12 protein-coding genes are annotated in these 11,171 nt (G+C 72.6%); 5 read left to right on the top strand and 7 right to left on the bottom strand.

Features of this window, described 5'->3' with window-relative positions:
* The coding region (locus ACWGIU_RS16340; RefSeq protein ID WP_453706345.1) for an SAM-dependent methyltransferase at positions 1–615 on the bottom strand (615 nt) is incomplete at its 3' end.
* Positions 616–769: 154 nt separating this feature from the next.
* Between ACWGIU_RS16340 and ACWGIU_RS16335 the strand changes: the two genes are divergently transcribed.
* Positions 770–1,972 carry a sensor histidine kinase gene (locus ACWGIU_RS16335; RefSeq protein WP_453706343.1) on the top strand — a complete coding sequence of 401 codons (1,203 nt, stop codon included), beginning with the start codon at positions 770–772 and terminating at the stop codon, positions 1,970–1,972.
* A 16-nt stretch (positions 1,973–1,988) separates the two neighbouring features.
* The gene (locus tag ACWGIU_RS16330) at positions 1,989–2,663 is read left to right on the top strand and encodes a response regulator (RefSeq protein WP_150258603.1); all 675 of its coding nucleotides are present in this window, start codon (positions 1,989–1,991) and stop codon (positions 2,661–2,663) included.
* Between the two features lie 80 nt (positions 2,664–2,743).
* Here the strand turns inward: ACWGIU_RS16330 and ACWGIU_RS16325 are convergent, their stop codons facing one another.
* Positions 2,744–4,237 (bottom strand): PH domain-containing protein, encoded by a 1,494-nt coding sequence (locus tag ACWGIU_RS16325; protein ID WP_453706340.1) that lies wholly within the window; start codon positions 4,235–4,237, stop codon positions 2,744–2,746.
* The gene (locus ACWGIU_RS16320; RefSeq protein WP_453706338.1) at positions 4,234–4,725 is read right to left on the bottom strand and encodes a PH domain-containing protein; all 492 of its coding nucleotides are present in this window, start codon (positions 4,723–4,725) and stop codon (positions 4,234–4,236) included. Before ACWGIU_RS16320 ends, ACWGIU_RS16325 begins: the two co-directional genes overlap by 4 nt.
* A 31-nt stretch (positions 4,726–4,756) precedes the next feature.
* Here ACWGIU_RS16320 and ACWGIU_RS16315 point away from each other — a divergent pair, with 31 nt between their 5' ends.
* Together ACWGIU_RS16315 and ACWGIU_RS16310 are read left to right on the top strand one after the other, a co-directional pair.
* Positions 4,757–5,899 (top strand): NADH-quinone oxidoreductase subunit D, encoded by a 1,143-nt coding sequence (locus ACWGIU_RS16315; protein ID WP_453706336.1) that lies wholly within the window; start codon positions 4,757–4,759, stop codon positions 5,897–5,899.
* A gap of 90 nt (positions 5,900–5,989) precedes the next feature.
* Positions 5,990–6,205, top strand: a complete 216-nt coding sequence (locus ACWGIU_RS16310; RefSeq protein WP_030727007.1) for a hypothetical protein — start codon at positions 5,990–5,992, stop codon at positions 6,203–6,205.
* Between the two features lie 265 nt (positions 6,206–6,470).
* Here ACWGIU_RS16310 and ACWGIU_RS16305 read toward each other — a convergent pair whose 3' ends face one another.
* The 4 genes from ACWGIU_RS16305 to ACWGIU_RS16290 form a co-directional block, all read right to left on the bottom strand.
* Positions 6,471–7,472 carry a hypothetical protein gene (locus ACWGIU_RS16305; protein WP_453706334.1) on the bottom strand — a complete coding sequence of 334 codons (1,002 nt, stop codon included), beginning with the start codon at positions 7,470–7,472 and terminating at the stop codon, positions 6,471–6,473.
* A gap of 98 nt (positions 7,473–7,570) precedes the next feature.
* Positions 7,571–8,563 (bottom strand): ABC transporter substrate-binding protein, encoded by a 993-nt coding sequence (locus tag ACWGIU_RS16300; RefSeq protein ID WP_453706332.1) that lies wholly within the window; start codon positions 8,561–8,563, stop codon positions 7,571–7,573.
* Positions 8,564–8,595: 32 nt separating this feature from the next.
* On the bottom strand, positions 8,596–9,270 hold the full coding sequence (locus tag ACWGIU_RS16295) for an ABC transporter permease (protein ID WP_453706330.1): 675 nt from the start codon (positions 9,268–9,270) through the stop codon (positions 8,596–8,598).
* A gap of 4 nt (positions 9,271–9,274) precedes the next feature.
* Entirely contained in the window at positions 9,275–10,045 is a 771-nt protein-coding gene (locus tag ACWGIU_RS16290) for an ABC transporter permease (RefSeq protein WP_453706328.1), read from the bottom strand.
* A 149-nt stretch (positions 10,046–10,194) separates the two neighbouring features.
* Here ACWGIU_RS16290 and ACWGIU_RS16285 point away from each other — a divergent pair, with 149 nt between their 5' ends.
* The gene (locus ACWGIU_RS16285; RefSeq protein WP_453706326.1) at positions 10,195–11,157 is read left to right on the top strand and encodes an ABC transporter ATP-binding protein; all 963 of its coding nucleotides are present in this window, start codon (positions 10,195–10,197) and stop codon (positions 11,155–11,157) included.
* Positions 11,158–11,171: the final 14 nt, after the last annotated feature.

Raw genomic sequence — 11,171 nt, 5'->3', positions numbered from 1 at the left:
GCCGTACGGGGGCCGCGCGCCCCGGGTGTGGGCGTAGTCCACCGCCACCGCCAGGCCCCGCTCCAGGGTCCCGGCGGCGGCCGCCCAGGCCTCGTCGCGGGCGCGTCCGATCTCGGCGCGGCCGCCGCCGGGCCACCACCGCTCCAGCCAGGCCCGGTCCGCGCCGTCCAGCGGGCCGCCCGCGCTCTCCGTGCCGTCCGGGGCGACCAGCACGTAATGCCCGTCCTCGGCGACCTCCAGCGGCACGTTGTCCAGCCATTCGTTGGCGAAGAGCAGCCCCGTCGCCCCTCGGGGCGGGGCCGCGACCCAGCGGATCCGCGGGTCGAGCCCGGCCGGCCGCTCCGCCCGTTCCACGGCGTACGGGCGCACCCGCGCGGCCGTCTCCGGCTCCAGCGCCGCGAGCGCCCCGGCCAGCAGCTCCCCCCGCCCGGCCCCGACGTCGACCAGGTCCAGCTCCGCCGGGTGCCCGAGCTCGGCGTCCACCCACCGCAGCAGCCGGGCCACGGCCGCCGCGTACTGCGCCGAGGCGTGCACGGAGGTACGGAAGTGCCCGGCCGGTCCCGGCCCGCCCGGGCGCACATAGAAGCCGTCGGGCCCGTACAGCGCGGCCTCCATCGCATCGCGCCACCGGACCGCGGTCACGCCTTCACCCTGAGAGCTCACCGGACAAAGGCTATGCTTCCGTCCACCTAGGGGAGTACGCCCCCGGTGTCAGGTTCGCCCCTCTGGTTGACTCCAGCACCTATCTGCGTTCCCTACTCTGGGTTACGTGCAGCGCCTCTACGACTTCCTCCGCAGACACCCGACGGGCGTCGACGGCTTCTGGGCTGTCTTCCTCTTCGGGATCGGGATGCTGCAAGTCGCCGACGACAGTTTCAGCAGCACCACCGCACGGCTGCTCGCCGTTCCCGCGGTGGTCGCGATGAGCCTCGTGGTGGCCCTGCGCCGCAAGTGGACGCAAGCCATGTTCTGGCTGGCCGTCGGCACCGGCGTCTACAAGCTGATCACCCATACCGAGGTGAACAACGCCGACCTCGCGATGCTGATCATCCTGTACACGGTCGCGGCCTCGGCCGACATCTCGCGCCGGCTCTCCCGTACCGCGCTCGTCATCGGGTTCCTCGCCTCCCCCCTGTACGCCCTGCGCTTCCAGGTGGACAAGGGCGACTTCCGCGACGACATCCTCTTCATGCTCTTCGCCATCGTCCCCTTCACCCTCGCCTGGGTACTGGGTGACTCCCTGCGCACCCGCCGGGCCTACTACGCCCAGCTCGTCGAGCGGAACCAGCGCCTGGAGAACCAGCGCGAGGCCCAGGCCAAGGTGGCCGTGGCCGCCGAGCGCGCCCGGATCGCCCGTGAGCTGCACGACGTCGTCGCGCACAACGTCTCGGTGATGGTGGTCCAGGCGGACGGCGCGGCGTACGTCATGGACGCGGCTCCCGAGCAGGCCAAGGAAGCCCTCCGGACCATCTCCGGCACCGGCCGCCAGGCGCTGGCCGAGATGCGGCGGCTGCTGGGCGTCCTGCGCACCGGTGAGCCCCAGGAGTCCGAGGACTACGTACCGCAGCCGGACGTCGAGCAGATCGAGGTCCTGGTCGAGCAGGTGCGCACGGCAGGGCTCGCGGTGGACTTCGAGGTGGAGGGCACGCCGCGGCGGCTGCCCAGCGGGGTCGAGCTGACGGCGTACCGGATCGTGCAGGAGGCGCTGACCAACACCCGCAAGCACGGCGGCCCCGACGCCAGGGCCAGCGTCCGGCTGGTCTACTTCGACGACGGGCTCGGCCTGCTGATCGAGGACGACGGCCGGGGCGCGGCCCACGAAATGTACGAGGACGGCGGCGCGGACGGCGCCGGGCACGGGCTGATCGGCATGCGCGAGCGGATCGGTATGGTCGGCGGAACCCTGGACGCGGGGCCTCGGCCCGGTGGCGGATTCCGGATCAGCGCACTGCTTCCACTGAAGAAGAGATGACGAGGACGAGGTACTGATGTCCATCCGAGTAATGCTGGTCGACGACCAGGTGCTGCTGCGCACCGGCTTCCGGATGGTGCTCGCCGCCCAGCCGGACATGGAGGTCGTCGCCGAGGCGGGCGACGGCCTGGAGGCGCTGGAGGTGCTGCGGGCCACGAAGGTGGACGTGGTTCTGATGGACGTCCGCATGCCCAGGCTGGACGGGGTGGAGGCGACGCGGCGGATCTGCGAGCCGGAGGAACACCCGAAGGTGATCATCCTGACCACCTTCGACCTGGACGAGTACGCCTTCTCGGGCCTGAAGGCGGGCGCGAGCGGGTTCATGCTGAAGGACGTCCCGCCTGGCGAGCTGCTCGCGGCCATCCGCTCGGTGCACAGCGGGGACGCGGTGGTGGCCCCGTCCACGACGCGGCGCCTGCTGGACCGGTTCGCGCCGATGCTGCCGACGACCACGCAGGAGCCGCAGAACAAGGACATCGAGCGGCTGACGGAGCGGGAGCGCGAGGTCATGCTGCTGGTGGCGCAGGGCCTGTCGAACGGCGAGATCGCGGCCCGGCTGGTCCTGTCGGAGGCGACGGTGAAGACCCATGTGGGCCGGATCCTGACCAAACTGGGGCTGCGCGACCGGGTCCAGGTGGTGGTCCTGGCGTACGAGACGGGCCTGGTCCGCGCGGGCGGCGGAGCCGGGTAGTCCGACCCCGCGGGGCGTTCCCCCTCGGGTGCCGCGGCCGTCCCCCCGTCCGGCTCACGCACCCGGCTCACGCACTCGCCTCACCCACCCGGCTCCGTCATCCAGCGGTCCGGACGCGCCGATGCCCGGGAGGTGCGGGAGCGTGCGGCCTGGGCGTGCAGCAGGGCCGCGGCCTCCGGCTCCGGGCGCAGCCGGGCCGTGACCGTGCAGTTCGCGCCGGTGTCCACGTGGACGTCGGCGACCCCGCGGGCGCGGGCCCACGGGCCCTGGGTGAAGCGGACGCTCTGCACCTTGGCGTGGGGAACGATGTCCGTACGCAGGCACAGGCGGCCGTGCCGGGCGGCGAACACCTCCGGGGAGAGCGCCAGGGCGTAGCCCCTCCACCACACCGGGACCACCCAGCGGGACCCCGCCCGCGGGGATCCCGAGAAGGACAGGGCCGCCAGGTCCACCCCGGGCAGCACCCGGGCGATCATGGCGAAGGCGGCGCCCTTCGCGGCCACGGGGATCAGGACCGTGTTGTTCGAGCCCGCCACCTTCAGCTCCACGCGGACCAGGCCGCGCCGGCGCCACAGCAGCGGCTCCACGATCCGTACGCACTGCACGCGCCCCGGCGGCACGGTCTCGTGGGCCCGGTCCAGCAGCCCGTGGTCCAGGCGCAGCCCGTCCGGGGATTCGGCGACCCGCCAGTCGTACTCGGTGAGGAAGCGGCCCGCGGTACCCGCCCAGACCGCGCCCAGCATCGGGAGCACGGCGACGAGGGCCGCCCACGGGCTGGAGCTGAGCCACCACACGACGGCCGGCACGGTCAGCCCGGGGACCAGCAGGGCCCAGACGCCGAGGTTGAGCAGCAGCGACACGACGAGCTCGCGCGGGGTCACGCGCAGCAGCTCGTGTTCGGGGGCTTCGCCCAGGCTCACGGCCTCCTCGGGGGCGAAGCCGGCCGCGCGCGCGAGGAGCTCGGCGCGCAGGGCGACGGCCTCCTTCTCGCCGAGGAAGGCCAGCTGGTCCTTGTCCTCGGTACCGATGACGTCGAGCCGCAGGCTGGCGACGCCGGTCAGCCGGGCCAGGAGGGGGCGGGTGACGTCCACGGCCTGGAGCCGGTCGAGGCGGATGTGGGCGGTGCGCCGGAAGAGGAGCCCGCTGCGGATGCGCAGTTCGGTGTCGGTGATGGCGTAGTGGGTGAACCACCAGCTCAGGAATCCGTAGGCGCCGAAGACCATGATCAGGCCCACCGTCGCCGCCACCCGCAGGAGGGCCGGCTGGTCGGCCACCCATCTCCCGGCCTTGTCGCCCTGCTGGGCGAGCACGCCGACGGTAGCGGCGATCGGCACCCAGGCGCGGCGCAGCGGGGTGAAGGGGTGCAGCCGGCGCTCCACCGCGTCGCCGGCCGCGGGCGCGGCGGCGGACTCGGCGGCGGACTCGGCGGCGGGCGAGCCGCCTGCGGAGCGTTCGCCCGCGGCGGGCCCCACGCGTACGGGCCGGCCCGCGGCGGGCGGCTCGGGTGCGGCCTGGGCGTCGCGTACGTCGAGGCGGGGGTCCGAGCCCTCCGGACCGGAAGTCCCGGAGGTCACAGGCCCGCCGACCTTGCCTCGCCGAGGGCGGTGAGGCGGTCGCGCAGCCGCTCCGCCTCGGCCGGCACCAGCCCGGGGATCTTGGCGTCGCTGGCCGCCGCGGCCGTGTGCAGTTGTACGGAGGCCAGGCGGAAGCGGCGCTCCAGCGGGCCGGAGGTGACCTCGACCAGTTGCATCCGCCCGTACGGCACCACGGTCTCCTCCCGCCACAGCACACCCCGGCTGATCAGCAGGTCGTCCGCGCGTTCGGCATACCGCCAGGACCGCCAGTTCCGGCCGAGGAGCACCCAGCCCCAGGCCAGGACCGCGAGCCAGGCCGCCCCGAGGGCCGCCCAGGCCGGGCCGAACGTCAGCCCCGGTACGACGGCGGTCACGACGGCGAGCAGCACCGTCCATATCAGCAGCAGCGTCCGGCGCAGTGTGAGCAGCCCGCGGGGCAGCCCGACCCACGCGGGGCCGTCCGTCTCACCCATTGTCCCCGTTTCCATGCGCCCACCCTAGGGCTGAGACAATGCCCGCATGACGGAGACCACGGTCGGTATCGGCGGAGCGGCGGAGAGCACCGACATGGTGCTCAACATCGGCCCCCAGCACCCTTCCACGCACGGCGTGCTGCGCCTGCGCCTCGTCCTGGACGGCGAGCGGATCGTCAGCGCCGAACCGGTGGTCGGCTACATGCACCGCGGTGCGGAGAAACTCTTCGAGGCCCGCGACTACCGGCAGATCGTGATGCTCGCGAACCGCCACGACTGGCTGTCCGCGTTCTCGAACGAGCTGGGCGTGGTCATGGCCGTCGAGCGGATGCTCGGCATGGAGGTCCCCGAGCGGGCCGTGTGGATGCGGACGCTGCTGGCCGAGCTGAACCGGGTGCTGAACCACCTGATGTTCCTCGGCTCGTACCCGCTCGAACTGGGCGGAATCACCCCGATCTTCCACGCGTTCCGGGAACGCGAGGAGCTCCAGGCCGTCATGGAGGAGATCTCCGGCGGCCGTATGCACTACATGTTCAACCGGGTCGGCGGCCTCAAGGAGGACCTCCCGGCCGGGTGGCTCGGCCGGGCCCGCGCCGCCATCGCCGACGTGCGGACCCGGATGGACGTCTACGACAAGCTGGTCCACGGGAACGAGATCTTCCGCGGCCGTACGCGCGGGGTCGGCGTCCTGTCCGCCGAGGCGGTGCACGCGTACGGGGTCTCCGGCCCGATCGCCCGCGCCTCCGGCGTCGACTTCGACCTGCGCCGCGACGAGCCGTACCTGGCCTACGGCGAGCTCCAGGACGTCCTGAAGGTCGTCACGCGCACCGAGGGCGACTGCCTGGCCCGCTTCGAGTGCCTGCTGGACCAGACCCACAATGCGCTCGACCTGGCCGTGGCCTGCCTGGACCGGATGGACGACCTCCCGCCGGGGCCGATCAATCAGCGGCTGCCCAAGGTCCTGAAGGCGCCGGAGGGGCACACGTATGCCTGGACCGAGAACCCGCTCGGCATCAACGGCTACTACCTCGTCTCCAAGGGCGAGAAGACCCCGTACCGGCTGAAGCTGCGCAGCGCCTCGTACAACAACATCCAGGCGCTGGCGGTACTGCTGCCGGGGCAGTTGGTCGCCGACATGGTGGCGATCCTGGGTTCGCTCTTCTTCGTGGTCGGCGACATCGACAAATAGCCCGTCGGGGAGACATCGGATCCAGGGTGGGTTCGCGAGCATCTCCGGTCGGCGGAGCTGATGTCGGTGGGGCAGGGCAGACTGGGCGGCATGTCCCACTCTCCCCGCCGGGCCTGCCCCTCCTGCGGCCGCGACTGCGCCGTCACCGCCGGACGGATCGCCCGCCACGATCCACCCTCCGGGCGGGGGCGCGGCGACCTGGTGTCCTGCCCCGGATCCCGGGCCCGGGTGGTGCTCGGCGCCTCCGCGCCGACCCTGGACGGCTTCGTGCTGTCCGAACATCCCGGTCAGCTACCGCTGTTCTGAGGAGCTGGAGTACCGGGGACCGGGAGAACCCTGGAGCCGGGGGGCGCGGTGCTCGCCGCCCCGGGTGGTGTCCTTCGTCGTCTCGATGACCGCCGCCCGCTCGGTGGGGCGGGTCGCGCCGGCCGCGCCGTTGCCGCTGGAGCCGGTGGCCGTGACGCCCGCCCGGCCTTCCCCTGACCCCCGGCCGGCCGTCCGCTCGGCGCCGCAGGTGGTCCGCTGGTTCGACTCGATCCGCCGAGGCCCACCGGGGATTGCGGGACGGCCCTCAGGAGATCGCGGTGCGGAGCCGGGCCACGTCGATCGGCTCGGTCTCGTCATGAGCCGTCAGGTCGATGACCTGACCCACCGCGCGGGTCTCGTCGGTCGCCGGCTTGAACTCCGGCTCGACCACGGCCCGGGCGGCCTCGGCCTTGTGCACCGCGAGGGCCTCCGCGCCGACCACGTCGGCCAGGTCCTCGTTCTGCACCGCCTCGATCACCGCGCGGGCCTGTGCCGCGTTCTTGGTGCCGAAGAAGTCGAAGCCGCCCTCGACGCGCGAGGCCGTACGCCGCTGGGCGGCGTACGGGGCCACCGCGGCCGCCGGACGGCGGGCGGGCAGCGAGGCGGCAGCGGGGGTGTGGCCCCCGCCGGGGCCGGGGTCGGGATCGGGGGCCGACGGCCCCGCGGGCAGCGCCCGCGCCGCCTGACGCCTGCGGGCCAGCGCCTCCAGGGCCGACTGGGCCCGGGCGTAGCCGACCGCGGTGGGCGCGCCCGCCGAGGTGCGCTCCTCGGTGACGGCCGTCAGTTCCTTCGGCGCGGCGGCCGGAGCCGCGGAGGCCTCGATGGCCAGCAGCCGGCGGCCCTCCAGGGCGCTGGCGCGCTCGGTCTCGGCGGTCGCGTACCGCCTCAGCAGTGCCGCGTGCTCGCCGCGCAGGCCCGCCAGTTCGACCCGCTTGGCGCGCAGTTTGGCGTCGAGCCTGGCCCGCAGCATCCGGGCCTCTTCGAGGTCGGATTCGAGCTCGGCTATCCGCTCGTCCGTCCGCCACTCGTCCTTGACCCGCTCGCGCGCGAGCTCGGCCACGCGGCGGCCCGCCGAGCGGTCCCAGGCGCGCATGACGACGGCGCCGGCGACCCCGGCGGCCGCCGTGACGGCCACGAGGAGCCGGAGCGCCATCGGTTCCGCCGGCAACCAGGCCGCGCCGGCACCGACGACGGATACACCGGCCACGATCGTCGGCGTGAGCAGCCGGTGCAGGGGTTCGGGATTGCGGTGGCGTCCACGGGGCATGGCCCGAAATTTACAGGGCTTGGAGGTCGAGTGGGATACCCGCCCGGCAAACTCTTCCCGGGCAGTTAAGCCACTTTTCTCCATCAATCCCATGCGCGCTACTTCTTCAGCAGTCCCTTGGACTCCAGGTAGGCCTTCGCAACGTCGGCGGGCTTGGCGCGCTCGGCGTCCACCTTGCGGTTCAGATCGGCCAGGTCGGCCGTCGTGAGCGCCTTGGTCAGCTTGTCGAGCGCGGCCGCGATCTCCGGGGTTCCCGCGTCACCGGCATGGACCACCGGCAGGACGTTGTCGGCGTTCTGGAGCTTCTTGTCGTCCTCCAGCAGGACCAGGCCGTAGCTGTCGAGGGTGGCGTCGGTGGTCGTGGTGAGCACAAGCTGGTCGGCGCCGTCCTTGACCGCCTGCTTGGCCTGCGGGGTGCCGACGCCCTTCGGGTCGATACCGGAAACTTGAATTCCGTACGTCTTTGTCAGCCCCGGTGCGCAGAACGGCCGGACGCTGCATTCGTCTCCCGCCGCGACCTTCACCTCGAGTCCGGACTTACCAAGATCGGAAAGCGTCTTCAGGTTGTTCTTCCGGGCGAATTCCTTGGTCACGGCGAATGCGTTCTGGTCGACCGCCTCGCCGGCGGTCAGCGCCTTCAGGCCGAGCGGGGCCGCGAGCTTCTCCAGGGCCGCCACCGTCGCCGCGACGTCGCTGGAGGCGACCGGCTTCTCCTCGGGTGCCTTCGGGCCGTTGACCTTGGCGTTGAGGAACTCCGCGAGCGTGGCCGCGTACTCCGGGACGATGTCGATCTCGCCCTTCTCCAGCGAGGGCTCGTACAGCTCCCGGTTGTTGACCGTCTTGACCGAGGTGCTGTAGCCCGCGTCCTTGAGGATCTGCGCGTACAGCTCGGCCAGCACGTTCGACTCGGTGAACCCGGCCGCGCCGATCACCAGGCTGCCCTTGCCGCCGCCCGCGGACGAGGAGGAGTCGGCGGAGGCCGGGCCGCCGTCCTTGCTCTTCTCCAGGCTGTCGCCGCCACACGCGGCCAGTGACACCGTCAGGGCCAGGGCGCCCATGGACACGCCGAGGACGCGCGTGGTCTTGGTCATGGAGGTTCTCCGTTCGAGGCGATGGACAGAAATCAGCGGGACGCCGCGGCCCGCGGCAGCAGCAGCCGGTCCGCCGCCACCAGCGCGCCCTCCACCAGCAGGGCGAGCGCGGCCACCAGCAGGGCGCCCGCGACGACCTGCGGGGTGTTGTACGTGTTGAAGCCGGCGGTGATGATCCGGCCGAGGCCGCCCTGGCCGACCATGGCGGCGATCGTGGCCGTGGCGATGACCTGGACGGCGCCCGAGCGCAGCCCGGTCATCACCATGGCGCGCGCGAGCGGCAGTTCGACGCGCAGGAAGAGCTGGATCCCGGACATGCCCATGCCGCGGGCGGCCTCCACGACCGAGCGGTCCACCTCGCGCATGCCGACGTAGGCGTTGGTCAGCAGCGGCGGGACGGCGAAGAGCACGAGCGCGGCGATGGTGGGCAGGTAGCCGGCGTTCCGCAGCGGGGAGACCATGAACAGGGCCAGCACCGCGAAGACGGGGACGGCCCGGCCGATGTTGGAGATGTTGATCGCGAGGGTGCCGCCCTTGCCGAGGTGGCCGAGGAACAGGCCGATCGGCAGCGCCACCACGCAGGCGATCGCGAGCGCGACCGCGCTGACGTAGACGTGCTCGCCGAGCCGGTGCCAGACACCGCTCTCCCCGGACCAGTTGGCGCCGTTCGCCAGCCAGTCCCAGGCCCCTCCGAGGACGCCCCCCACGGCCTCAGGCCCCCTTCGCCGGAGCCGACGGCGACGTCGGAGCCGGAACCGGAACCGGAGCCATCCCCCGGGCCGCAGCCGACGCCCGGGCCGCGGCCCGGCCTCCGGCACCGGCCCGGGTCCACGGGGTGAGCAGCCGCTGGACGCCGAGCAGCAGCAGGTCGGCCGCGAGCGCGAGCAGCACGCACAGCACCGAGGCGGTGAGTACCTGGGCCTTGAAGGAACTGTTCACGGCCGGGGCGATGAGATTGCCGAGGCCGCCCTTGCCGACGATGGAGCCGACCGTGGTCAACGCGACCGTCGAGACGGTGGCGATCCGTACGCCGGCGAGCAGCGCGGGCAGCGCGAGCGGCAGTTCCACCTGCCACAGCAGGCGCCCCGGGCCGTATCCCATGCCGCGCGCGGCCTCCCGTACGTCCTCGGGGACGGCCTCCAGGCCGGCCAGGACGTTGCGGACCAGGATCGTCAGCGAATACAGCACCAGTCCCGTCACCACCGGGGCCGCCGAGAGTCCGAACACCGGCAGCAGCAGGGAGAACATGGCGAGCGAGGGGATCGTGTAGAGGAGGGTGGTCAGGCCGAGGACGGGTGCCGCCCAGTGGCGGCCTCGGCGGGCCAGCAGGGCGAGCGGCACGGACACGGCGATGCCGGTCAGGACCGACACGCCCGTGAGCCAGATGTGTTCGAGGGTGGCGTCGGTCAGTTCCTGGGAGCGGGAGGTGACGTAGTCCCAGCAGATCCAGTCGTTCGCCACCAGGCAGTTCTGTGCCGCCACACCCCTCACCCCCCGCCATTCGAACGTACGTCTTCACGGTCACCCGTTACAGCGACCCTAACCCCCACCACCCTCAATGGACGGAATCCTTCGCACGGGAGCAACACGGCCTTCACAAAAGAGCGGCCGGCGTGCGGAAAGATGGGTTGGTGATCCGATTCGAGCATGTGACCAAGCGATACCCCGACGGGACGACAGCCGTCGAGGACCTGTCCTTCGAGGTGGCGGAGGGTGAGCTGGTCACGCTCGTGGGACCGTCCGGCTGCGGCAAGACGACCACGATGAAGATGGTCAACCGCCTCATCGACCCGACCTCCGGCCGGATCCTCCTGGGCGGCGAGGACATCGCGGCCGCCGATCCGGTCGAGCTGCGCCGCCGGATCGGGTACGTCATCCAGCAGGTCGGGCTGTTCCCGCACAAGACGGTGCTGGAGAACACGGCAACCGTGCCGCAGCTGATCGGCACCCCGAGGGCGAAGGCCCGCGCCCGGGCGGCCGAACTGCTCGAACTGGTCGGCCTGGACCCGGCCGTGTACGGGGGCCGGTACCCGGAGCAGCTGTCCGGCGGGCAGCGCCAGCGCGTCGGCGTGGCCCGCGCGCTCGCCGCCGATCCGCCGGTGCTGCTGATGGACGAGCCCTTCGGCGCGGTGGACCCCGTGGTGCGCGAGCGGCTGCAGAACGAGTTCCTGACCCTGCAGAAGACGGTGCGCAAGACGATCCTGCTGGTCACCCATGACCTCGAGGAGGCGATCCGGCTCGGCGACCGCATCGCGGTCTACGGCACGGGCACCATCGAGCAGTTCGCCCGCCCGGCGGCCGTGCTCGGGGCGCCCGCCACCGACTACGTGGCCTCCTTCGTCGGCGCCGACCGGGGGCTCAAGCGGCTCGCGGTCACCGCGGTCGAGGTGGCCGACCTGGCCGCGGCGCAGGGGACGGACCCGGCGGCCTCGGTGGAGCTCGGGGCGACCCTGCGCGAGGCGCTCGCCGCCCTGCTGCAGGAGGACTCGGGGCGGATCGGGGTCACGGACCCGGAATCCGGCGCGCTGGTCGGCGTACTGACCCCGGAGGGCGTCCACCGGGCGCTGCGCCGGGCCCAACTGCAGGAGGCCTGACCCGTAAACGGCTG

The organism is Streptomyces sp. NPDC054840 (assembly GCF_053611065.1).
The sequence above is the reverse complement of the archived record's forward strand: the minus strand, read 5'-3'. Positions and strand labels throughout refer to the sequence as shown.